21 protein-coding genes and 1 tRNA gene are annotated in these 21,304 nt (G+C 66.8%); 8 read left to right on the top strand and 14 right to left on the bottom strand.

All coding sequences use genetic code 11. The features are described from left to right. Window positions 1-176 precede the first annotated feature (176 nt). Together AC1DGD_RS01555 and AC1DGD_RS01550 are read left to right on the top strand one after the other, a co-directional pair. The gene (locus AC1DGD_RS01555) at window positions 177-1,376 is read left to right on the top strand and encodes an acetyl-CoA C-acetyltransferase (RefSeq protein ID WP_459385405.1); all 1,200 of its coding nucleotides are present in this window, start codon (window positions 177-179) and stop codon (window positions 1,374-1,376) included. A 90-nt stretch (window positions 1,377-1,466) separates the two neighbouring features. Further along, a complete protein-coding gene (locus AC1DGD_RS01550; RefSeq protein WP_223913811.1) occupies window positions 1,467-1,952 on the top strand; it encodes an aminoacyl-tRNA deacylase in 486 nt (161 codons plus the stop codon). Between the two features lie 95 nt (window positions 1,953-2,047). Here AC1DGD_RS01550 and AC1DGD_RS01545 read toward each other — a convergent pair whose 3' ends face one another. From AC1DGD_RS01545 to AC1DGD_RS01500, 10 genes are all read right to left on the bottom strand, one after another. Next, window positions 2,048-3,901 (bottom strand): bifunctional metallophosphatase/5'-nucleotidase, encoded by a 1,854-nt coding sequence (locus tag AC1DGD_RS01545; protein ID WP_476855687.1) that lies wholly within the window; start codon window positions 3,899-3,901, stop codon window positions 2,048-2,050. 241 nt (window positions 3,902-4,142) lie between these two features. Further along, on the bottom strand, window positions 4,143-4,514 hold the full coding sequence (gene rplL / locus AC1DGD_RS01540) for a 50S ribosomal protein L7/L12 (protein ID WP_028276543.1): 372 nt from the start codon (window positions 4,512-4,514) through the stop codon (window positions 4,143-4,145). A gap of 77 nt (window positions 4,515-4,591) precedes the next feature. Next, on the bottom strand, window positions 4,592-5,185 hold the full coding sequence (gene rplJ / locus AC1DGD_RS01535; protein ID WP_028276542.1) for a 50S ribosomal protein L10: 594 nt from the start codon (window positions 5,183-5,185) through the stop codon (window positions 4,592-4,594). Window positions 5,186-5,511: 326 nt separating this feature from the next. After that, the gene (locus AC1DGD_RS01530) at window positions 5,512-6,621 is read right to left on the bottom strand and encodes a GNAT family N-acetyltransferase (protein ID WP_028276541.1); all 1,110 of its coding nucleotides are present in this window, start codon (window positions 6,619-6,621) and stop codon (window positions 5,512-5,514) included. Window positions 6,622-6,788: 167 nt separating this feature from the next. Continuing rightward, a complete protein-coding gene (locus tag AC1DGD_RS01525; RefSeq protein ID WP_476855686.1) occupies window positions 6,789-7,928 on the bottom strand; it encodes a GNAT family N-acetyltransferase in 1,140 nt (379 codons plus the stop codon). Between the two features lie 173 nt (window positions 7,929-8,101). Then, window positions 8,102-8,809 carry a 50S ribosomal protein L1 gene (gene rplA, locus AC1DGD_RS01520; protein WP_018773648.1) on the bottom strand — a complete coding sequence of 236 codons (708 nt, stop codon included), beginning with the start codon at window positions 8,807-8,809 and terminating at the stop codon, window positions 8,102-8,104. Window positions 8,810-8,993: 184 nt separating this feature from the next. Next, window positions 8,994-9,425, bottom strand: a complete 432-nt coding sequence (gene rplK, locus AC1DGD_RS01515) for a 50S ribosomal protein L11 (RefSeq protein ID WP_018773647.1) — start codon at window positions 9,423-9,425, stop codon at window positions 8,994-8,996. A 129-nt stretch (window positions 9,426-9,554) separates the two neighbouring features. After that, window positions 9,555-10,418, bottom strand: a complete 864-nt coding sequence (gene nusG, locus AC1DGD_RS01510) for a transcription termination/antitermination protein NusG (protein WP_476855685.1) — start codon at window positions 10,416-10,418, stop codon at window positions 9,555-9,557. Between the two features lie 113 nt (window positions 10,419-10,531). Next, window positions 10,532-10,816: a preprotein translocase subunit SecE gene (gene secE, locus AC1DGD_RS01505; RefSeq protein ID WP_028276538.1), complete on the bottom strand. Its 285-nt coding sequence runs from the start codon at window positions 10,814-10,816 to the stop codon at window positions 10,532-10,534. Window positions 10,817-10,895: 79 nt separating this feature from the next. Beyond that, window positions 10,896-10,968, bottom strand: a tRNA-Trp gene (locus tag AC1DGD_RS01500). Window positions 10,969-11,244: 276 nt separating this feature from the next. On the opposite strand from AC1DGD_RS01500, the gene AC1DGD_RS01495 reads away from it, so the two are divergent. Further along, the gene (locus tag AC1DGD_RS01495) at window positions 11,245-12,462 is read left to right on the top strand and encodes a pyridoxal phosphate-dependent aminotransferase (RefSeq protein WP_230008956.1); all 1,218 of its coding nucleotides are present in this window, start codon (window positions 11,245-11,247) and stop codon (window positions 12,460-12,462) included. 82 nt (window positions 12,463-12,544) lie between these two features. On the opposite strand, the gene AC1DGD_RS01490 is transcribed toward AC1DGD_RS01495, so the two are convergent. Both AC1DGD_RS01490 and AC1DGD_RS01485 read right to left on the bottom strand, forming a co-directional pair. Continuing rightward, window positions 12,545-13,222 (bottom strand): LuxR C-terminal-related transcriptional regulator, encoded by a 678-nt coding sequence (locus AC1DGD_RS01490; protein ID WP_476855684.1) that lies wholly within the window; start codon window positions 13,220-13,222, stop codon window positions 12,545-12,547. Then, window positions 13,219-14,601 carry an ATP-binding protein gene (locus AC1DGD_RS01485; RefSeq protein WP_476855683.1) on the bottom strand — a complete coding sequence of 461 codons (1,383 nt, stop codon included), beginning with the start codon at window positions 14,599-14,601 and terminating at the stop codon, window positions 13,219-13,221. The genes AC1DGD_RS01490 and AC1DGD_RS01485 overlap by 4 nt, the downstream gene beginning before the upstream one ends. A 124-nt stretch (window positions 14,602-14,725) precedes the next feature. Here AC1DGD_RS01485 and AC1DGD_RS01480 point away from each other — a divergent pair, with 124 nt between their 5' ends. The 5 genes from AC1DGD_RS01480 (at window position 14,726) to AC1DGD_RS01460 (ending at window position 18,960) form a co-directional block, all read left to right on the top strand. Continuing rightward, entirely contained in the window at window positions 14,726-16,360 is a 1,635-nt protein-coding gene (locus AC1DGD_RS01480) for a PspC domain-containing protein (RefSeq protein WP_476855682.1), read from the top strand. 1 nt (window position 16,361) lies between these two features. After that, window positions 16,362-16,625 (top strand): hypothetical protein, encoded by a 264-nt coding sequence (locus tag AC1DGD_RS01475; RefSeq protein WP_230011724.1) that lies wholly within the window; start codon window positions 16,362-16,364, stop codon window positions 16,623-16,625. 3 nt (window positions 16,626-16,628) lie between these two features. Then, a complete protein-coding gene (locus AC1DGD_RS01470; protein ID WP_476851311.1) occupies window positions 16,629-16,883 on the top strand; it encodes a PspC domain-containing protein in 255 nt (84 codons plus the stop codon). Window positions 16,884-17,109: 226 nt separating this feature from the next. Continuing rightward, on the top strand, window positions 17,110-18,135 hold the full coding sequence (locus AC1DGD_RS01465; protein ID WP_018773638.1) for a 6-phosphofructokinase: 1,026 nt from the start codon (window positions 17,110-17,112) through the stop codon (window positions 18,133-18,135). Window positions 18,136-18,249: 114 nt separating this feature from the next. Further along, entirely contained in the window at window positions 18,250-18,960 is a 711-nt protein-coding gene (locus AC1DGD_RS01460; RefSeq protein WP_476855681.1) for a GNAT family N-acetyltransferase, read from the top strand. A gap of 16 nt (window positions 18,961-18,976) precedes the next feature. On the opposite strand, the gene AC1DGD_RS01455 is transcribed toward AC1DGD_RS01460, so the two are convergent. Both AC1DGD_RS01455 and AC1DGD_RS01450 read right to left on the bottom strand, forming a co-directional pair. Next, window positions 18,977-20,539: an MFS transporter gene (locus AC1DGD_RS01455; RefSeq protein WP_476855680.1), complete on the bottom strand. Its 1,563-nt coding sequence runs from the start codon at window positions 20,537-20,539 to the stop codon at window positions 18,977-18,979. A gap of 83 nt (window positions 20,540-20,622) precedes the next feature. Next, window positions 20,623-21,186 carry a PadR family transcriptional regulator gene (locus AC1DGD_RS01450; RefSeq protein ID WP_476851314.1) on the bottom strand — a complete coding sequence of 188 codons (564 nt, stop codon included), beginning with the start codon at window positions 21,184-21,186 and terminating at the stop codon, window positions 20,623-20,625. Window positions 21,187-21,304 lie beyond the last annotated feature (118 nt).

Raw genomic sequence — 21,304 nt, 5'->3', positions numbered from 1 at the left:
TACGATACGGCAAAGCAACCTACTTGTCTACCCCACTTCCGGCGGGATTGCAAGCACGAAGTTTGGCGGAATTTCCCCGACTCCTCGCGGCGACGGTGTCCGCCCTGCCGAATGGATAGGTGACGGGGCTCACGATAACGTAGACATAAGTCGAAAGAAGATCGGAAGAAAACACCATGAGCAATCCTGCAGACAACAACGATGTTGTCATTCTCGCCGCAGCCCGCACCCCCCAGGGGCGCCTGAACGGGCAGCTGGCCAGCTTCACCGCCGTCGAGCTCGGCACCCACGCCATCCGCGCGGCCCTGGCCGCCAGCGGCGTCAAGGCCGACCAGGTGGACAGCGTGATCATCGGCCAGGTCCTGCAGGCCGGCGCGGGCCAGAACCCTGCGCGCCAGAGCGCCATCGGCGCCGGCATCGGCTGGAACGTGCCGACGGTGACCATCAACAAGGTCTGCCTCTCGGGCCTCACCGCCGTGATCGACGCCGCCCGGATGATCCGCAGCGGGGACGCCACGGTGGTGGTCGCCGGCGGCCAGGAGTCCATGACCCGCGCACCTCACGTGCTGCCCGGTTCCCGGCAGGGCTGGGCGTACGGCACGGTCCAGGCCCTGGACGTGGCCGCGCACGACGGCCTGACCGACGCCTTCGACGGGCAGTCCATGGGACTGTCGACCGAGAGCAAGAACCTGACCCTCGGCATTGACCGGGCCTCCCAGGACGAGGTGGCGGCCCAGTCGCACCAGCGTGCCGCCCGGGCCGCGAAGGACGGCGTCTTCGACGGCGAGATCGCCCCGATGAGCGTCAAGCAGCGCAAGGGCGATCCGATCGCCGTCACCTCCGACGAGGGCATCCGGCCCGACACGACCGTCGAGTCGCTGGCCGGCCTGCGCGCGGCGTTCGTCACGGACGGAACCATCACCGCCGGCAACTCCTCTCCCCTGTCCGACGGCGCTGCCGCCCTGGTGCTGAGCAGCCGGAAGTTCGCCGAGGACAACGGCCTCGAGTATCTCGCGGTGGTCGGCAAGCCGGGCCAGGTCGCCGGTCCGGACAACTCGCTGCATTCCCAGCCGTCGAACGCCATCAAGAACGCCCTGGACAAGGCCGGCTGGTCCGCCGCGGACCTCGACTTCATCGAAATCAACGAGGCTTTCGGCTCCGTCGCGGTGCAGTCCCTGAAGGACCTCAACTATCCGCTGGAGCAGTGCAACATCCATGGCGGGGCCATCGCCCTGGGCCACCCGATCGGGGCCTCCGGGGCCCGGCTGGCCCTGCACGCGGCCCACGAACTCAAGCGCCGGGGTACCGGCAAGGCAGCCGTGTCCCTGTGCGGCGGCGGCGGCCAGGGCGAAGCGCTGCTGCTGTACCGCGACTAAGACCGGTAACCGGCGGGCCGGGCGGGCCCGGACCACAGGGCGGCCGGGCGGACCGGAAACAGCCGCCAGGAGTCAGGAAGGTTTGACGCGATGCCAGAGCAGAAAACAACCAGCGGCCGCGAACGGTTCCTCGCCGACGCCGCGGCGCGGGGGCTGGACGTGGAGATCGTCGAACGCCTCGCCGCCCGCAGCCTTGAGGAGGCGGCCGGTATCCTCGGGATCCGGCCCGCGGATATCGTGAAGTCGCTCGTGGTCAAGCACAAGGACGGCAGTTTCCTGTTCGCGCTGGTCCCCGGAGACCGCCAGATTTCCTGGCCCAAGCTGCGGGCGCTGCTGGGCGTCAACAAGCTCTCGCTGCCGGCGGCGGATACGGCTTTCGAGGCCACCGGGTACGAGCGCGGGACCATCACGCCGCTCGGCAGCATCCGCCCCTGGCCCGTCTACGCCGACCAGACCATCACGGGCCGGCGGATCTCCATGGGCGCAGGGGAACATGGCTACAGCGCGTTCGTGGACGCGGATGCCCTGACGGCGGCGCTGGGCGCCGTCGTCGCCGACATCACTGAACCCAACTAGCGCGCCCGGGTTAACAACAACGCGGGGTCACTTGGAGCCCATCCCGACCGCCGGGATGGGCGCAAAGTGACTCCGCGTTGTTGTTGGAGTTGGAGTTAGGCGGTGACCGTCAATGGCGTCCCGTTGACGGTGAGGCGCCAGTTGGCCTGGCTGAACACGGCGACGTCCAAGGTCCCGCGGTCCACGACGTAGTCGATGATGCGCTGCCGGATCTCCTGCTGGCTGTTGGACAGCACGGGCGCGCTCTTCACGGCCGGGAAGTTGCCGCCCCCGCTCTGCCGGTAGTTGTTGATGGCCAGCGCGAATTCCTGCTCGAGCCGCAGCGGCTCGCCACCGTAGGTCAGCTTGACGATCCGGTCCCCTGCCGGCCGGGCGAGGTCGATCTCGTAGTTCAGCGGCGCGTCCAGGCCGTAGACAACGTCGTAGTTGTAGTCCGGCGTGCCGTTCGGTGCCGTGGCGGTCACGGCATTGGTGACGTCCTGGGCCCTGGCTGTGGTAGCGGTCACCGGTTTGAAGTACTGGGCGGACCACTCCAGGTATGCCTTGACCTGCGCGCCAGTGACCTTGACGGAGAGCAGCGTGTTGTCGAAGATGTACAGCCCTGCGACGTCGCGGATGGTGAGTGCCCCGGCCTTGACATCAACGGCGCGGGAGAAGGCCGCGGCAATGGACAGCACGGGCAGCCCGGCCGCAGGACCGTTGGCCAGCTCAGCCTTGATGGTGCTCGCCTGGACGTAGTTGATGGCGTCGATCGCTGCGGAGTCCTCCCAGCAGGCGGTGGCCGTGCTGAGCGGTGCCGTGGAGGTTCCGATGACCTCATTGACGTAGTTCACCGTGGCCTCATGCCCGGCCTGCACGGCCCGGACGACGGCGGGATCCGGGTTCACAGTCTTGGCGTCCAGCAAGTGCGAATGCGCCGACGTGACGGCCCACCGCCCCTGCACCTTGGCGAGCTCGAGGTCCATGACAGATACCCGCATGCCCCACTTGAGCGGCTCGGTCAGGAGCACCTGCTTGCCGGTGGCCTTGTTGGTGACGAAACGCTCGGGGATCTCCAGGTGGGCGTGCCCGACCAGGATGGCGTCAATGCCGGGCACTTCCTCCGCCAGCTGGGTGGAGGCGTTCTCCGGGAACGGCAGGGCGTCGCCGTAGGAAGACCCCGGAGTCGCCCCGGAATGGCTCGTGACAATGACGATGTCCGCGCCGGCGGCCTTCACCTGCGGAATGACAGCTTTGGCCTCTTCGACGATGCCGTTGAAATCGAGCCTGCCTTGGACGTTGTCGCGGTCCCAGAGGGCGCAGCCGGGCGTCACGAACCCGACCAGGCCCACCGTCACCCAGCCGTTGTCCGTCTTGACCCGCTTCAGGACGTACGGCGTGAAGGCGCGCTGGCCCGAGACGGCGTCGTGCACGTTGGCGCCCAGGAGCGGAAAGTCCAGCTGCTTCTCCCAGGTGCGCAGCAGTGGAATGCCGTAGTTGAACTCGTGGTTTCCCAGCCCCGCGGCGTCATAGCCGATCGCGTTCATGGCCAGCGCCATGGGGTGTTTCACGGTGGCCGAGATGGGCTGGATTTTGGCGAAGTAGTAGGCCAGGGGCGTGCCCTGGATGGTGTCCCCGGCGTCGATGGTCAAGGTGTTCGCCGCTCCGCGCTCGGCCCGCATTGCGTTGATCAGGGTGGCAGCCTGGGCAATCCCGATCTTGTTCCCGACGGCGTCGGCATAGGGCACGTTCTTGAAGTAGTCCCAGTTGAAGACGTTGTTGTGCAGATCTGTGGTGCCGAGCACTGTAAGCGTGAAGTGCTCCTTGCCGTCCGGCCCGCCCGTGGCCGCCCGTTCGCCAGCGGCCTGGGCTGCGGGGGCTCCCGCCAGTGCGGCTGCGGCAGCGCTGCCGCCGACGAGGGCGGCTGTGAGCATCGCGCGGCGGGAGGGTGCATCGTGTGGGTTCGGCATGGTGGGTGAACTCCTGAACGTAGGGGCCGGTGGGCACAAATCCACAGTCTAGGGGCGGCTTTAAAACTGCGACAGGGGTATCAGAAAAACTTTGCCAAATCCTTGGACGCCGTTCATCCCGGGCGACGGGAGCGCTCCAGCCAGCGTGGATTCCGGTCCGGGAACGCAGGAAACCCCGCCCACTGAGTGGACGGGGTTTCCTTTGAGCAGTGCGGACCGCGATGGATCCGGACGGCGGGTGTTACTTGAGGGTAACGCGGGCGCCAGCTTCTTCGAGCTGAGCCTTTGCCTTCTCGGCAGCTTCCTTGGTGGCGCCTTCGAGAACAGCCTTGGGTGCGCTGTCAACCAGGTCCTTGGCTTCCTTGAGGCCCAGGGAGGTGATGGCGCGAACTTCCTTGATCACTGCGATCTTCTTGTCGCCAGCAGCTTCGAGGATGACGTCGAAGTCAGTCTTCTCTTCAGCTTCTTCTGCAGCAGCGGCGGGGCCGGCAACGGCAACGGCAGCAGCAGTAACTTCGAAGGTCTCTTCGAAGAGCTTGACGAACTCGGAGAGCTCGATGATGGTCAGTTCCTTGAAAGCTTCAATGAGCTCTTCGTTGGTGAGCTTCGCCATGGTGTGGCGTCCTTCCTATAGTGGTGCGCTGCGGCCCTGAGGCTCGCTGTCGCACCGGAGTCTTATGGAGAAGAGGACTAGTTCTCTTCGGGGGCTGCGGCTTCGGCCGGTGCTTCGGCCTCGGCTGCTGCATCTGCTGCGGGAGCTTCTTCAGCGGCGGGTGCTTCGGCTGCTGCCGGTGCACCGTTCTCTTCTTCAAGCTTGAGGCGCAGTGCGTCGATGATGCGTACAGCGGCGGCAGCAGGAGCCTTGAGGATCCCTGCAACCTTGGCGAGCTGCAGCTCACGGGACTCGAGTGCTGCCAGGGCAGCAACTTCGCTGGCGTTCAGTGCCTTGCCCTCGAAGTAACCGGTCTTGATGACCAGCTGCTTGTTGGCCTTGGCAAAATCCGTCAGGCTCTTGGCAGCTGCAACTGCGTCACCCTTGATGAACGCGATTGCAGTGGGGCCGGCGAGCTGACCGTCGAATGCTTCGACACCAGCTTCCTTGGCTGCAATGGCGGTCAGGGTGTTCTTGACGACCGAGAACTTGGTTTCCTGGCCGAGAGAGACACGCAGCTGCTTGAGCTGTGCAACGGTGAGCCCGCGGTATTCGGTCAGGACAGCGGCGTTCGATTCCTTGAAATCGTTAGTGATCTCAGCTACTGCTGAAACCTTGCTAGGCGTTGCCATAACCCTCCTTCCGGGGATAGTGCCGGTATGTCCGGGTCCCCGCTCAAAAGAGCTAAAAACTAAAAAACGCCCCGCGCAGATGCACGGGGCTTGTCTCGACGCGGTCCATGACCGCGGAGCTTTGCTTCGTTCACCTGCGCCGGCCGCCCTATGTTCAGGGTCCTTCGTCCGGAAATCCACTGCGCTCTCCCGGCGCGACTGCAGAAGTGAGTCTTGCTTGGGAGAGTGGATTTCCAACAACCGACGGTCTTTGGTCCTCCAAGCTTACGGGACACGGCGCGCGTGTTCCAAATCGGGCCCGGCGGGCAGTGCTGGGTGAACAGCCCTCAGCTGACAGCCGGTCCGAAGTTGGGGAGTTCTTTTTGCCAGAGACCCGTCACGCCCGCTGTCGTGAAGCCCAGCTGCTGGTTGACCTTCAGGAGGTAGCGGTTCTCCGGGGCGTTCCACGTGTACAGGACCCGGGCGTCCGGGAACTGTTCGCTGAGCCGTTCCATGTTGGCGACCTTGATCAGCAGCCCGAGCTTGTTGCCGCGGTGTTCCTGCAGCACTACCGTGTCGTCCTGGAAGACGACGTCCGGGCGCAGGGCCAGGACACTGATGGTGGTCAGGCCCACGAGCGTTCCGCTGGCGATGTGCTCGACGGCAGTGACCACCGTCCGGCGGCCCTGGGCTATGGTGACTTCCTCCGCTTCCCGGAGGATGCCGCCGTCGAACACCATTTCCTGGGCATCCGGCCCCGGCACTTCGTCCTCGCCTGCCTGGTTTTCCAGCGCGGCGACGGCCTCGAGCCACTGGTCAGGACACCGGTCCGTCCAGTGGTGCAGACGGTAGCGGCCGGCATTGGCTTCCTCGGCCTCGGCCTCGAGGTCGGCGACGAGCTTGGTGTCCAGCGGCAACGCGCAGGAGCTGAACTGCTCGATGTGCTGCAGGGTGTAGCCGGTGTGGCGGGCAAATTCCACGTCACGGCTGCCCAGCGGGACGAACCCGACACCGCTGCCGGGCACGAGCTGTTCGGCCTCCGGGTCCGTCAGGGTTGATCCCGGGTGGTTGGTGTCGATCAGGATCGTGTGGCGGCCCTCGTCCCGGGCAAAATGTTCGGCGGCCGCCAGCAGCTGCCTCCCCACGCCCTGGCGCCGGAATTCCGGCAGGATGTCGAGGGTGAATTCGGCGAGATCGAGGTTGTCCACGAGCGGCAGGGCGATGTCCGCCGTCCCGACAATCACGCCGTCGATCTTGGCGACGAGGATCACCTGGCGTTCGTAGGGGTCCGCCATCTCAAGCAGCTTTTCCTGCGGCGCGTAGGCGAGGTCGTCGGTGCCCCAGGTCTGCATCCGGACCCTGCGCCCCACCTCGATGGCGGCGAGAAAGTCGGCGGCATCGGGCGCGTCAAGGGAATCGGGGATCCACAGCTGCTCAATCCGTACATCGTTTGCCATAGAGGGCATCTTCCCAGCCGTTGTGCCACCCACCATCGGTACGGCCCGGCTCAAACCGGGCTTTCAACCGCCAGCATATGCTGGTTTGGGCCGCTGTTCCATTGGTGACGCAGGGCAGTTTCCGCTCCAGTCTGCGCCCGGCAGCTTCCGCCCCAGCCGGCGCCTGGTCAGTTCCGGATCTCATTGCCGGTGGCTGCGTCCGCGGCGGCAGCGGTCCGCTGCCATTCGCCGTCGTAGCCCGCCGGCCTGAAGCCCAACGCGATGTTGATGCCGAGCATATGGTCGTTTTCGGCGGCGTTGTACGTCAGGACGCGCCGGACCGCTGGGTAGGACTCCCCCAGCAGGCGCAGGTTGCGGATCTTGATGAGCATGCCAAGCCGGTGGCCGCGGTGGCCCACAGCGACGAGGGTATCGTCCTGGTTGGCCAGCCAGGGCTTGTCGGCTGTTGTCTGCAGGACGGTATAGGCGGCCAGTTCGCCGCTGGCCCGGTGCCGTGCCGCCACCACGAGGGAGGACTGGCCGGCGCGCCGCCAGGTGTCCTCGACGTGGCGGACCCGGGCGACGTCCCAGATTTCCGGCTCGTAACTCAGCGCACCGGAGGGGGCATCGGTGCTCATGCGGGACATGAGCACCGCGAGCTGGGCGGCATGTTCCTCCGGGCAGGAATCGGTCCAGTGCAGCAGCTCATAGTCCCCCGCGCGGGCCAGGGCGTCCCGTTCCAGGGCGTCGAGGTCCGCGGCGGGCGGGACGTCGAGCGAACTGAACCGTTCGACCTGCTCCAGGCGGTAGCCGGCTTTTCCGGCGAAGCGGACGCCCGGCGCGCCGGCGGGCAGCGCTCCGGTCCCCGTGGCGGGCTTGATGAGGTTGGTGCCATCGACGTCGAAATCGGCCGGGTGCTCGGTGAAGGTCTGCAGGATGGTCCTCCCGTCGGCGGAGGCCAGCGCCTCGGCGTGCTCCAGCAGTGCCCGGCCGATCCCCCGCCCGGCGAAGGCATCCAGGACGCTCACGTGCAGCAGCGCACTGCCCAGATTCTCCTGCAGTTCACAGCGGACCCAGGAGTTGGCCGCCATGCGCCCGTCGACGCGGACGAAGAAGAGCCGCAGCCGGGTGTACGCCGTGTCCCGCCAGTACTGCAGGCGGGCCGCCGCGGACGATGCCCGGTCCAGGTTGCCCCAAGTCTGCAGGATGAGCTCATCACAGAGTTCCATGAATTCGAGGAACTCTGCCGTATCAGCGGCATCGGTGTCGGCAGCATCAAGGCTGGCGGGCAGGGAGAGTTCCTCGATGAGGTACGACGGCGTAGTCACCGGGACAGCCTAACCGGCAAGTCCGGCGGCACCAAGGGTCCCGGATGCCAAACGTTTCGCACGCCACGGGGTCCCGGCGCAGGACGGCAAAAGGCCGCCCCGCAGTTGCGGGACGGCCTTTGGCTGGAACCGGCGACGTCAGCGAAGCCGCAGTTCCGTGGATCCGGTGAGGACTAGACCTCGGTCAGGACCTTGGTGACGTTGGGGTCAACCGAGATGCCCGGGCCGAACGTGGTGGCCACGGTGGCCTTCTGGATGTAGCGGCCCTTGGAAGCGGACGGCTTGAGGCGGAGGACCTCTTCCAGTGCGGCTGCGTAGTTCTCGGCCAGCTTGATGGCGTCGAACGAAACCTTGCCGATGATGAAGTGCAGGTTCGAGTGCTTGTCGACGCGGAAGTCGATCTTGCCGCCCTTGATGTCGTTGACGGCCTTGGCGACGTCAGCGGTCACGGTGCCGGTCTTCGGGTTCGGCATCAGGTTACGCGGACCCAGGACCTTACCGAGGCGGCCAACCTTGCCCATGAGGTCAGGGGTGGCGACGGCGGCGTCGAAGTCGGTCCAGCCGCCTGCGATCTTTTCGATCAGGTCATCGGAACCAACGAAGTCGGCGCCGGCCGCGATTGCGGCCTCAGCCTTGTCGCCCGTTGCGAAGACGAGGACGCGGGCGACCTTACCGGTGCCGTGCGGCAGGTTGACGGTGCCGCGGACCATCTGGTCGGCCTTACGCGGGTCAACGCCGAGGCGGAAAGCGACCTCAACGGTGGCGTCGAACTTGGACGGGTTGGTGTCCTTGGCGAGCGTCACTGCCTCGAACGGCGCGTAGAACTTCTCCGCGTCGATCTTGGCCGCGGCTGCCTCATATGCTTTGCTGCGCTTTGCCATGCTGCTTATTTCTCCTTGTGCAGTTGTGGTCTGCGGACCGCGCTGGGCCCTGCCACAGGCGGCATTCCGGCTGGTGTATCCGTTCCGGAATTCCGCTCTTCATTGTTTAGGTGGTGCCGGCTGGCCGGCGGTGCTGACGGCGTCTTGACCGGTTTCCCGATCCCGGCGCATCAGCGGTGGGGAATTAACCCTCGACGGTGATACCCATGGAGCGGGCGGTGCCGGCGATGATCTTCGCTGCGCCTTCGAGGCTGGTGGCGTTGAGGTCTTCCATCTTGGTGGTGGCGATCTCGTTGACCTGGGCCTGGGTCAGCTTGGCAACCTTGACGGTGTGCGGGGTAGCCGAACCCTTGGCGACGCCTGCAGCCTTTTTGATGAGCTCTGCAGCCGGCGGGGTCTTGGTGATGAACGTGAAGGAACGGTCCTCGTAGACCGTGATTTCCACGGGGATAACGTTGCCGCGCTGGGCTTCCGTCGCAGCGTTGTACGCCTTGCAGAATTCCATGATGTTGACACCGTGCTGGCCGAGCGCAGGACCGATCGGCGGGGCCGGGTTAGCGGCACCTGCCTGGATCTGCAGCTTGATGAGGCCGGTGACCTTCTTCTTGGGAGCCAATGTAGGTCCTTCTCTCAAATACGTCCTGGGGCACAGGAGCGTGCCTCAGGTTGGTGGCCGCCATGGCAAGGCGGCCGGCCGCTCCGTGGCTGCTAAGCGGGCAGCCCGGGGCGAATTCTTGGGGAAAAGCTAGATCTTGCTGACCTGGTTGAACGCCAGGGTGACCGGAGTCTCGCGCTCGAAGATGGACACCAGCACCACGAGGGTCTGGGAATCGATCTTGATCTCGGAGATCGTGGCGGGGAGGGTCTCGAACGGGCCTTCCTTGACGATGACCGACTCGCCAACCTCGAAGTCGACGTCGACCTGGGCGGCGGCGTGCTTGACCGGCTTGCCCTTCTCGGCCTGCTCTTCTTCGAAGACCGGCGCGAGCATGGAGAAGACCTCATCGAGGCGCAGCGGGACCGGGTTGTGGGCGTTGCCCACGAAGCCGGTGACACCGGGGGTGTGGCGGACGGCACCCCAGGAAGCGTCGGTCAGGTCCATGCGGACCAGGACATAACCGGGGATGCGGACACGGTTGATGACCTTGCGCTGGGCGTTCTTGATCTCAACGACTTCCTCCATCGGAACCTGGATTTCGAAGATGTAATCTTCCATGTCCAGGGTCTGGATGCGGGTCTCAAGGTTGGCCTTGACGCGGTTCTCGTAGCCTGCGTAGGAGTGAATGACGTACCAGTCACCCTCCTGGCGGCGCAGCTTGGCTTTGAACTCGTCCGCGGGGTCGACGTCGGCCTTGGCGGCCGCCGCTGCCAGCACGTCGGCGTCAGCCTCATCAGCGTCGGTGTCAGCCTCATCAGCGTCGGCGTCAGCGTCGGCTGCAACTGCTGCCTCTGCGTCGTCTGCCGCTTCTGTTTCCGTGGCTACGGCCTCGTCAGTGACGTCGGATTCGGGCGCAGCAGACACAGCCTCGGACTCTTCCGCGGCTTCCACCGCGGCGTCCTGGCTCTTATCCAGCTCAGTCTCAGTTACCTCGAGCTCCTGCTCAGACACTTGGTCTCCTGCTTCCTCATTGCCTAACATGCCTATTTAAATGACTCAATTCCGCACACCCCGCGGAATCTCCGGTTTCCCGGGGCATCCACGCAGTCTGCGGACCGGTCGCCTTAGCTGTCCGTGGGGCCGCTGCCGCCGAAGACCCAGCTGACCGCGGTCCCAAAGGCCAGGTCCAGCAAGGTGACGATCACCATCATGATGGTCACGAACACCAGTACCACGAGTGTGTAGTTGATCAGTTCTTTACGGGTCGGTGCGACGACCTTCTTCAGTTCGCCAATGACCTGGCGGATGAAGATCGCGATACGAGCGAAGAAGCCGGGCTTGGCGGCATTCTTGGCGGGGCGGCCTTTGGAGCTGCTGGCAGCTGTTTCGGTCACCTGGTCCTCACTCATCCTCGCAATGATCGGATACCCGGCTCTGAACTGAACCATGGTTGCTGCGCTGGTTCCGGATAATCCGGAACAGCATGCGCAGGGCAGACAGGACTCGAACCTGCAACCTGCGGTTTTGGAGACCGCTGCGCTACCAATTGCGCCACTACCCTTCGGGGAGAAAAACCGCTCCGGCCGATGCGTCCCACAGGCTTCCCTGAGGCGCAGGCCATCATCGTGTTTTCAACACCGGAGAACCAGTCTACGCAACAACTGCGTCTACGTCGAACCGGCCCTCTTCGGACCCCTGCGTGCCTGCGAAAACCAACTGACAGCCGTCAGTCACATTCGGGTTCAGGCACCCCGGGGGATCCGCTGAACAGCATAGAGTAGATTTCGTCGAATCCCACATCCAGCCTTCCAGCTGCAAGCGAAGAACGGACCCGCCCATGTCTGCTGCCCGCATTTCCCAGCGCATTTCCGCCATAGCCGAATCCGCCACTCTGGCCGTCGATGCCAAGGCGAAGGCGCTGAAGGCAGCCGGCCGTCCGGTCATTGGCTTCGGAGCCGGGGAACCCGACTTCCCGACCCCCGGCTACATTGTGCAGGCCGCCATCGAGGCCGCCAGCCAGCCGAAATACCACCGCTACTCCCCCGCCGGCGGGCTCCCCGAACTGAAGCAGGCCATCGCGGACAAGACCTTCCGGGATTCCGGCTACCAGGCGGCGGCGTCCCAGGTGCTGGTGACCAACGGCGGCAAGCAGGCCGTCTACAACACCTTCGCCACCCTGCTGGATCCGGGCGACGAGGTCATTGTTCCTACCCCGTTTTGGACCACATACCCGGAGGCCATCCGGCTGGGCGGCGGCGTGCCGGTAGAGGTGTTCGCGGGCCCGGAGCAGGGCTACCTGGTCACCGTGGACCAGCTGGAAGCGGCCCTCACCGAGCGCACCAAGATCCTGCTCTTCGTCTCCCCTTCCAACCCCACCGGCGCCGTGTACTCGCCGGAGCAGGTCAAGGAGATCGGCCAGTGGGCAGCGTCCAAGGGCCTGTGGGTTGTCACCGACGAGATCTACGAACACCTGACCTACGACGGCGTGCCGTTCACCTCGATCGCCACCGCGGTGCCCGAGCTCGGCGACAAGGTGGTCATCCTCAACGGCGTCGCCAAGACCTATGCCATGACCGGCTGGCGCGTGGGCTGGATGATCGGGCCCGCGGACGTCATCAAGGCCGCCACCAACCTGCAGTCGCACGCGACGTCGAACGTCTCCAACATCCCCCAGGTCGCCGCCCTCGCGGCCGTGTCCGGGCCGCTGACCGCCGTCGATGAGATGAAGGTGGCATTTGACCGCCGCCGCAAGGCGATCGTCGCGGGCCTGAACGCGATTGACGGCGTTGACTGCCCGACGCCGAAGGGCGCGTTCTACGTGTACGCGGACGTCCGCGCGCTGCTGGGCAAGGAGTTCCCGTCTGCGAACGGCCCGGTGCGGCCGGCCACCTCTGCCGAACTCGCGGCGCTGATCCTGGACGAGGTCGAGGTGGCCGTGGTTCCCGGCGAGGCGTTCGGCCCGTCCGGCTACCTGCGCCTGTCCTATGCACTCGGCGACGACGACCTGGCCACGGGCGTCGCCCGCCTGCAGGACTTCCTCGGCAAGGCCAACTAACACGTCACAAACCCCGATGCGCTATCACTTCGGGTCCTTATTCCAGTGCGATAAGGACCCTAAGTGATAGCGCATCCTTGGGTTAAAGCAGGCGGCGCTCGGCGGCCCAGCGGGTCAGCTCGTGGCGGCTGGAGAGCTGGAGCTTGCGCAGCACGGCCGAGACGTGGGTTTCAACGGTCTTGATCGAGATGAACAGTTCTTTGGCCACCTCCTTATAGCTGTAGCCGCGGGCGATAAGGCGCATCACTTCGAGCTCCCGCGCCGAGAGTTTGTCGAGCTCGTCGTCGGCGATGTCCGCGGGGGCCGTGCCGAACGCGTCCAGGACGAAGCCCGCCAGCCGGGGTGAGAAGACGGCGTCGCCGCCTGCCACGCGGCGGACGGCGCCGCTGATCTCCGCGCCGGAAATGGTCTTGGTGACATAGCCGCGCGCGCCGGCCCGGATCACGGACACCACATCTTCTGCCGCGTCGGAGACGCTCAGCGCCAGGAACCGCGTGGTGCCCAGCAGGGTCGCCGAGCCGGCCAGGACCTCGCGTCCGCCGCCACCCCGGCCGCCGGGAAGATGAACGTCAAGGAGCACGACGTCGGGGCGCTGGACTGCGATGACGGCGATTGCCTCCTCCACCGTTCCGGCCTCCCCCGCGACGACGATGTCCGGGTCCAGGTCCGCCTTCAACCCGGAGCGGAAGATGGCGTGGTCGTCCACGATCACCACGCGAATCGGTGCGGGGTTTCCTGATGCTGATGCTGGGCTGGTCACGGTTTGGCCTCTCCGTTGGCGTTGTTGGCGGCGGCCGAGGCAGTTCCGGCAGAGGCGGCGGCGACGGGCAGCCGGAGCCGCACTTCGGTGCCGTCCGGGCTGCTGGTGATCGCGGCGGTGCCGCCGTGGCGGTTCATCCGGCCGATGATCGATTCCCTGACGCCGAGCCGGTCCGGGGGAACGGAATCCGGATCGAAGCCCGGGCCCCTGTCCTTGACGAAAACTTCCGCGGCGGCGTCGGTGACTTCCAGGTAGACGGACACGGCGCCGCCGCCGTGCCGGGCGGCGTTCAGCATGGCCTCTCGGGATGCCTGGACGAGGGCCTCGTGGCGTTGGGTCATGGCGCAGTCCCCCACGCTGACCACCTCGACGGCGTTCCCCAGGGCGTCCTCGACCTCGGCTGCGGCGGCCTTGATGCCGTCGGACAGCTGACCGGATTCCTTGTCGGCGTCCCGGTACAGCCAGCCACGCAGCTCGCGCTCCTGCGCGCGGGCCAGCCTGATGACATCGTGCTCGTTGCCGGCCCGGCGTTGGATCAGGGCGAGGGTCTGCAGCACGGAGTCATGGAGGTGGGCGGCGATCTCGGCACGCTCGGTGGCGCGGACCCGCCCCGCGCGCTCTGTTTCCAGGTCGCGCCAGAACTTCAGCCCCCATGGCAGAAGCACCAGGGCCACGCCGCCGAGCACGGCCACCGAGGCCAGGAGGGCGAGCCAGGTCTGTTCCCAGGACCCCGAGCCGGACACCATGACCAGCACGCCGGCCACGACGAGGGCGAGCCCGGCCGCGAGGCGGGCCCAGCCGCCGGCCTGGTCCGCTTTGGTCTTGTCCACGAGCCCCGCCCGGCGGGTCTCGTCCAGTTGCATCCAGGCGATCGCGGCACCGCCCAGGATCGCCGCGACCGGGATCAGGGTACCCAGCGGCACGTCGACCCCCAGGAGCCGGGCGATCAGGATCCCGGCGGCCAGCAACAGGCCCGCGCCCAGCAGGATCTCCTTGCCGAAGGGCATGCCGGAAACTTTGGACCGCCAGGACCCCGGCGCCGCCGTCGTTGGCGTTCCACTGGTTCCGGGGGCTCCAGGCATGCCGGGGGCGTCGGGCAGGTTTGCCACGCCTGGGGTGTCCGGGAAGCTCACTGCCGGAGCGATGGGCGACGCCGGGCGGCGGGCGTTGCGCCGGGCGTTTTCATCCGCAGTGGGGACCATGATCCAAAGCCAGGCGTAGAAGGCCACCCCGGCCCCGCCGGCGAGCGCAGCCACTGCCATGCCGATCCTGACCATGCGCACCGGCCAGCCCAGGTGGTTGGCGAGGCCCGCGCACACGCCGGCAATCACGCGGTCGCTGCTGCGGACCAGCGGCGGGCGGGCGGGCGCGGTTGTCATGCCTCAATCCAAGCACGGATCGGGGTTTCCCGGACGCGTTTGAGGGCCCAACCGGGGGCCACTCAGGGACCGTTCAGGGTGTTCCCCAGTAGAGGCCGGCGCCGGGAACGGGAAGGATCGAAGTATGAACCCGCACACTCCGCACCCCGATGAAGGCCCGGCCTCCGCAGACCGGCCGGCCACGGATCGATCCCACCCCGAACTTCCAGAATCGGAACTTCCAGAACCGGAACCTCCCGCCACGGATCTTCCGCACACTGAGCGTTCCGTCACGGACCTTCCGCATACGGAACGTCCCGACCCCGAACTTCCAGGCACGGGCCAGCCCGCTCCGGCCTTCTCCGGGCCGGGCGGCGCGCCGCCGGAGCCGCCGCGGCTTTACCCGCCCGGCGACCCGAATGGGCCGTTGCCCGGCCGGCAAACCCAGAATTTCTTCGACTGGATCCGCAGCCAGGGCATTTACCGCGGACGCGACCGCTGGATCGGCGGCGTGGCCAGCGGCATAGCCCACCGGCTCGGCGTCGATCCGCTGATTATCCGCGGCGTCCTGATCGTCCTGACCGTCTTCGCCGGAATTGGCGTTCTCGCCTACGGCCTGGCCTGGGCGTTGCTGCCCGAACCCGACGGCCGCATTCACGTCCAGGAGGCCGCCGCAGGGCGGTGGACAGCCGGCATGACCGGCGCGCTCATCACCTCGGTCATCGGTTTCCCCAGCCTGGGCACCGGGGTCTGGGGCTGGGACCGCTTCGGCTTCGGCGCCTTCGTCTGGACCGTCTTCTGGGTGGGCGGTGCCATCTACCTCGTCTACTACCTGACCCAACGCAACAAGATCCGGGACGGAGCCACTGGCATGCCTTCGCGTTACGACTCAGGCAGCCCGGCCGGCGCCGCGGCTTTTGCAGCTGGCCCCCGCACCGCCGCCGGGCCGCAATCAGCAGGCAGCTTCCCGCAGGGCGGCGGCCGGACGTATGGCGACCCGGCTGACAGCTCTCGAGTCACCGGCACCGGCCCGGGCTGGGGTCCGCCTCCGCCGTCGGGACCCATTGCGTCCGGCCCCGTCCCGCCCGGTCCTGTTCCCCCAGGCGGCTACGGACCGGGGTCCGGCGCCACACCGCCTGCACCGGCCGCGCGCAACCTTGGCCCGGGCGCTCCGGCGGTCGCCATCACCGTCGGCTCCGCCCTCGTGGTGGGCGGGGGCATCAAGGCCCTCGACGCCGCCAACGTGATCGATCTCGGCGATGCCGGCAACGCGCTGGTCTGGGCCTTCGGCGCGGCCATCCTGGGCCTCGGGATCCTGTTCGCAGGGCTGCGGGGCCGGACCTCCGGGATCCTGGGCTTCTTCGCGGTCGTGGCCCTGCTGATCGGCGCCATTTTCAGCGTGATCCCGCACGGGGACCGGTTCCGCTTCCAGAACGCCGACTGGACGCCCGCGAGCATTCAGCAGGCCCAAGGCGGCTTCGAGATCACCGGCGGCGCCGGAACCGTGGACCTGACCAAGCTGGCGCTGAATCCGCCCCTGGGCTCCGACGTCGTAGTTCCGATCGACGCGACGGCCAGCAACCTCACCGTCGTCATCCCCGCCACCGTTCCGGTGCACGTCCAGGCGGACATGACCATGGGCAACCTCCACGACGGCAACCAGGACCGCGGCGGCATGACGACGCAGCAAAGCGACTACAACACCGCGAAACCTGGCGCCCGGCTGGTCCTGGAGATCTCCGGCACCGTCAGCAACGTGACCATCAAGGAAGGCAACTGACATGAGCAGCTATGACGACTCGCCGCTGGCCGATGCCGGGCACGACCGCGAAGCGGGCTCGCCCGCCCGGGTGGGCACAGTGGTCTGGGGACTGACAGTGGTGGCATTGGCTGCACTGATCATCATTTCCCGGCTCGGCCTCGTGGCCCTCAACGGCACCTATGTGCTGATCGGCCTGATGATCGGGGCCGGGGGTGCCCTGGTCGTGGGCGGCCTGGTCTCGGCACGCAGGCGTGACAATAAGTCAACTACAGGGAAGTCTTGACCCATGGATAAATTCTTTGACACCATCCGGGGCCTCGGCCTGAAACGTGGTCCGCAGCGCTGGGTTGGCGGCGTCTGCGGCGGGGTTGCCGCCAAACTGAACGTTGATGTGGCCTATGTCCGGATCGCCTACCTGCTCCTGAGCCTGCTCCCTGGCCCGGCGTTCGTGGTCTACCTCGCGGCCTGGCTCCTCCTCCCGGACCAGCGCAACGCAATCGTCCTCGAAAGCTTCCTCTCGAAGCGTTCCTCCCGGCCCTGACATCCATCACAGGCCATCCGTCACAGGCCGGCCCGGCCCCGCGGCCCGGCCCGGCGGCAACCTTCCCCGGTAGCTGCGCCGCACCACGAAAAGGTGCCCCCGCCATCATGGCGGGGGCACCTTTTGTAACCGTTTGTGTCCTGCCCCACACCCGCCACTAGACTCTAGGGTGAGCTCAGCGTGGCGCTCTGCCTGTACCCCTTCAAACCAGGATTTGAGCCAAGACATGAAAATTGGAATCCTCACCAGCGGCGGAGACTGCCCCGGCCTGAACGCCGTCATCCGTGGCGCCGTCCTCAAAGGAATCGCGGTCCACGGCCAGCAGTTCGTAGGATTCAAGGATGGCTGGCGCGGCGTTGTCGAGGGCGACATCGTGGAAATTCCCCGCACCATGGTCCGCGGCATCGCCAAGCAGGGCGGCACCATCCTGGGCACGTCCCGCACCAACCCGTTTGAGAACGGCGGCGGTCCCGAGGTCATCAAAGCCAACATGGACCGGCTCGGGATCGACGCCATCATCGCCATCGGCGGCGAGGGCACGCTGGCCGCCGCAAAGCGGCTCACCGACGCCGGCCTCAAAATCGTGGGCGTGCCCAAGACGGTCGATAACGACCTCGACGCCACGGACTACACCTTCGGCTTCGACACGGCCGTGGAAATCGCCACCGAGGCAATCGACCGGCTGCGCACCACCGGAGAGTCCCACCACCGCTGCATGATTGCCGAAGTCATGGGACGGCATGTGGGCTGGATCGCCTTGCACGCCGGCATGGCCTCGGGCGCCCACGCCATCCTGATCCCGGAGCAGAAGGCCTCCATGGAACAGATCGCCGAATGGGTCGTCTCCGCCCACGACCGTGGCCGCGCCCCGCTGCTTGTCGTCGCCGAGGGGTTTGTGCCCGAAGGCCAGGAGTCCCCGCATTCGGAGCGCGGCCTCGACACCTTTGGCCGGCCCCGCCTCGGCGGCATCGCCGAAATGCTTGCCCCCGAACTGGAGGCACGCACCGGCATCGAGACCCGCGCGACGGTCCTTGGCCACATCCAGCGCGGTGGCGTCCCGACGGCGTTCGACCGGGTCCTGGCCACCCGCCTGGGCATGGCCGCCATCGATTCGGTAGTGGAAAAGCGCTGGGGCACCATGGTGTCGCTGCACGGCACGGATATTGTGCACGTCGGTTTCGACGCCGCACTCGGCAACCTCAAGTCCGTACCGCAGAGCCGCTACGACGAGGCCGCAGTCCTCTTCGGCTAAGCGGACACCGGCGGGTCCGGCTCGGGGACGGCCCGCAGGGAAGAAGCGGGCGGGCAGCGCCGCAGCCAGGCAGGGAAGAGCCGGGCGCGCGGCCGCGATGGGTAGGGTTGATTCATGACTCTTGAGCCCGGTTCCGCAGAAATTGTCCAGCTCGCATGGGCGCGCCGCCTGGGGTTCGACGACGGCGCCTTCGCGGCTGCCGCCGGCGTGAGGCTCACCCGGGCGGATGAGACAGCCCGGTCGCTGCAGTTCGTCCGCCTGTTCGGCAACTCCGCCCTGGTGGGCCCGCAGTGGGCGCTGGACGCCGCCGAGGGTCTCTCGGACGAGGAACTGGCCCAGCACGTGACGCTGCTGACCATCACCCGCGGGCACGGCGGCCACGGGCTCGGCGCCGCGGCACTCTTCTTCGCCGACGACCTCCCCCTGCAGCAGCCTGCCGGGGAGCTGACGGTCTCGCACGGGAACCCGGAAGCGATCGAGCTGGAGACCTTCTGCCCGCCCGACGACGTCAACGAGGTGGGCCTCGCCGACCTGGAACACCGCTTCACCGTCCTGCATCTGGAAGACGGGCGGCGGACGCCCGTGGCCTGCGGGGCGTATGCCGAATGGGAAGGGCTCCTGGCCCATATGGGCGTTCTGGTCGCGCCCGAATGGCGGCGCCACGGCCTGGGCAAGCTGGCCGCCTCAGTAGCCGCCCACGAGGCCCTCACAGCCGGACTGACGCTGCAGTGGCGTTCAGAAGTCAGCAACAAGGGGTCGCTGGCGCTGGCCCGGAGCCTGGGATTTTCCGCGGGCGGCATCCAGACCAGCGTGCTGCTGGGCTGATCCGGATGCCGCCAGGCTAGCCGCGCTCCGCGGCGGCCCTGCCTGCGGCGGCCCTGTCCGTGTCTGCCTTACCCGTGTCCGCTGCTGCGGCTGTGGCTGCGGCAGCATCTGGTTCGCCCCAGCCCTGGACCGGCTTGGGCTTGGCGAAGAACAGCGCCACGGCAGCGCCGAGCAGGATGACCGCCGCCGGCAGCAGGATGGACTGGCCCATCGCCGTCGAGAACCCCTCATGAAGCTCCGCCGGCAGGGCCCCGCCGAAGCCCATCGGGCTGGCGTCTGCGCCTGCTCCGGGCCGGGCGGGGAGCTCGGCCGCCAGCCGCGACTGGATCAGGACGGCGATGGCGGCGCTGCCGAGTACGGCACCGATCTGGCGGGTCGTGTTGTAGACGCCTGAGCCGGCTCCGGCCTGCCGCGGCGGCAGGTTGCGTGTGACCGTGGAACTCAACGGCGCCCAGATGCCTGCATTGGCGAAGCCCAGCACTGCGCTCGGCAGCAGGAACAGCCAGATGGGGGTGTCCGGGTGCATGAGCAGGGCATTCCAGAACAGCGCCACGGACATCAGGACCAGGCCGGTCGCGGTGATGAATTTCGGGTTGACCTTGTCGATGATCCGGCCGACGACGGGGGCGAGCCCGCCCGAGATCAGCGCCATCGGCACCATCATGAGCGCCGACTGGGTCGGGGTCAGTCCGCGGACGATCTGGTAGTAGAAGATCAGCGGCAGGCTGAACGCGGTGACGGTGAAGCCCACCGTGGTGATCGCAATGTTGGCGAGCGAGAAGTTCCGGTCCTTGAAAAGGGACAGGGGCAGCAGCGGTTCGCCCGTGTTGAACTTCTGCCACAGGACGAAGACCACCAGCACGGCGATGCCGCTGATGATCAGGCCCCAGACGGTGATGGGGCCGGCGATGGTGCCCCAGTCGTACGTCGCGCCCTCCTGGATGCCGAAGACCAGGAGGAACAGGCCGAGGGCGCTGAGCAGCACGCCGGGAATATCGAACTTGTGCGGGTGGGTGGTCAGCGAGGGCACGAAACGCTGGGCGAGGATGAAGCCGACAATCCCGACGGGAACGTTGATGAAGAAGATCCATTCCCAGCCGAGGCCGTCCACCAGCACGCCGCCGAGGATCGGGCCAACCAGCGTGGCGACGCCGGCCGTGGCACCCCAGATGCCCATAGCCGCTCCGCGGCGGTCCGGGGGGAAGATCCGGGTAATGACGGCCATGGTCTGCGGCGTCATCATCGCCGCGCCAAGGCCCTGGACCACACGGGCCGCGATGAGGATCTCGACGCTGCCGGAGAGGCCGCACCACAGCGATGCCACGGTGAAGACGACGAGTCCGGAGAGGTAGAGCTTTTTCGGACCGAAACGGTCCCCGAGCCGGCCCGTGATCAGCAGCGGCACGGCATAGGCGAGCAGGTAGGCGCTGGTGACCCAGATCACCGAGTTAATGTCAGTGTTGAGGCCCTCCATGATGCTGGGGTTGGCCACCGAGACGATGGTGGTGTCGATCAGGATCATGAAGAAGCCGATCACCAGAGACCAGAGTGCCGGCCATGGCCGGGCTACGTTTTCCATGCGGTTCCTTAGGGGCTGGTGTGAAACGGTGGATGGGCTGTGTGTGGGGGCGGCCGGGTTCCGGCCGCGGTCCTGTGCGGAGTTCACCACGGCAGTTCGCCGGAGCGGAGCTGGTCCTGAAGGCTGCGGATCCAGGCGATTTCGGCGCGCAGCGTGCTCTGCTGGAACTGGACATCGATCCAGTACTTGCGCTCCACACCCTTCTTCGCGAGCAGTTCCTCGCCGGAGACCAGGAAGCCGAGTTGCTCCTCCAACGCCTGAAGGCGCCGGTCGAGGAGTTCGACGACGACGCCGGCGGGCAGGTTGTAGGCCTCGGAGACGGCCAGCGGGAAGGCCGGGTATTCGTTGACCGGGGCGGCGAGCATGTCCTGCAGCCACGTCGTGAACGCTTCGCGGCCGGCAGCCGAGATCGTGTAAGTGGTGCGCTCCGGACGGTTGCCTCCCCGGTCCGTTCCCGTGGCTGTGACCAGCCCCTGATCCTCGAGCCGCCCGACGGCGTGATAAAGCGTTCCTGGCCGCACCTTGACCAGCCGGTCCTCGTGCCGCGCGATCAGGAGCTGGTACATCTCGTAGGGATGCATCGGTTCTTCCACGAGCAGGGAAAGTGCGGCGACACCCAGGGGTGTCAATGCGGTTGCCCGGGCCATGGTGCAGTCCTTCTCGGTTTAGCAGTGTTCTCTTCGGCCTAAACGGCAGTTACTCCACTAAAGATTATTCCACGTGGAGTATTTGAGGGCAATCCTCCCCAACCCGGGCCGGCCGCGC

It is taken from the genome of Arthrobacter sp. 05T45 (assembly GCF_056395875.1).
The sequence above is the reverse complement of the archived record's forward strand: the minus strand, read 5'-3'. Positions and strand labels throughout refer to the sequence as shown.

What these genes read in the sequence shown, in the direction of transcription:
- AC1DGD_RS01480 (WP_476855682.1), top strand. Translation starts at nt 14,726, where the DNA reads ATGAACCCGCACACTCCGCACCCCGATGAAGGCCCGGCCTCCGCAGAC.
- AC1DGD_RS01460 (WP_476855681.1), top strand. Translation starts at nt 18,250, where the DNA reads ATGACTCTTGAGCCCGGTTCCGCAGAAATTGTCCAGCTCGCATGGGCG.
- AC1DGD_RS01530 (WP_028276541.1), bottom strand. Translation starts at nt 6,621, where the DNA reads ATGGCAAACGATGTACGGATTGAGCAGCTGTGGATCCCCGATTCCCTT.
- AC1DGD_RS01470 (WP_476851311.1), top strand. Translation starts at nt 16,629, where the DNA reads ATGGATAAATTCTTTGACACCATCCGGGGCCTCGGCCTGAAACGTGGT.
- rplL (WP_028276543.1), bottom strand. Translation starts at nt 4,514, where the DNA reads ATGGCGAAGCTCACCAACGAAGAGCTCATTGAAGCTTTCAAGGAACTG.
- AC1DGD_RS01455 (WP_476855680.1), bottom strand. Translation starts at nt 20,539, where the DNA reads ATGGAAAACGTAGCCCGGCCATGGCCGGCACTCTGGTCTCTGGTGATC.
- AC1DGD_RS01555 (WP_459385405.1), top strand. Translation starts at nt 177, where the DNA reads ATGAGCAATCCTGCAGACAACAACGATGTTGTCATTCTCGCCGCAGCC.
- AC1DGD_RS01465 (WP_018773638.1), top strand. Translation starts at nt 17,110, where the DNA reads ATGAAAATTGGAATCCTCACCAGCGGCGGAGACTGCCCCGGCCTGAAC.
- AC1DGD_RS01495 (WP_230008956.1), top strand. Translation starts at nt 11,245, where the DNA reads ATGTCTGCTGCCCGCATTTCCCAGCGCATTTCCGCCATAGCCGAATCC.
- secE (WP_028276538.1), bottom strand. Translation starts at nt 10,816, where the DNA reads ATGAGTGAGGACCAGGTGACCGAAACAGCTGCCAGCAGCTCCAAAGGC.
- AC1DGD_RS01545 (WP_476855687.1), bottom strand. Translation starts at nt 3,901, where the DNA reads ATGCCGAACCCACACGATGCACCCTCCCGCCGCGCGATGCTCACAGCC.
- AC1DGD_RS01485 (WP_476855683.1), bottom strand. Translation starts at nt 14,601, where the DNA reads ATGACAACCGCGCCCGCCCGCCCGCCGCTGGTCCGCAGCAGCGACCGC.
- AC1DGD_RS01450 (WP_476851314.1), bottom strand. Translation starts at nt 21,186, where the DNA reads ATGGCCCGGGCAACCGCATTGACACCCCTGGGTGTCGCCGCACTTTCC.
- rplA (WP_018773648.1), bottom strand. Translation starts at nt 8,809, where the DNA reads ATGGCAAAGCGCAGCAAAGCATATGAGGCAGCCGCGGCCAAGATCGAC.
- rplJ (WP_028276542.1), bottom strand. Translation starts at nt 5,185, where the DNA reads ATGGCAACGCCTAGCAAGGTTTCAGCAGTAGCTGAGATCACTAACGAT.
- AC1DGD_RS01475 (WP_230011724.1), top strand. Translation starts at nt 16,362, where the DNA reads ATGAGCAGCTATGACGACTCGCCGCTGGCCGATGCCGGGCACGACCGC.
- AC1DGD_RS01550 (WP_223913811.1), top strand. Translation starts at nt 1,467, where the DNA reads ATGCCAGAGCAGAAAACAACCAGCGGCCGCGAACGGTTCCTCGCCGAC.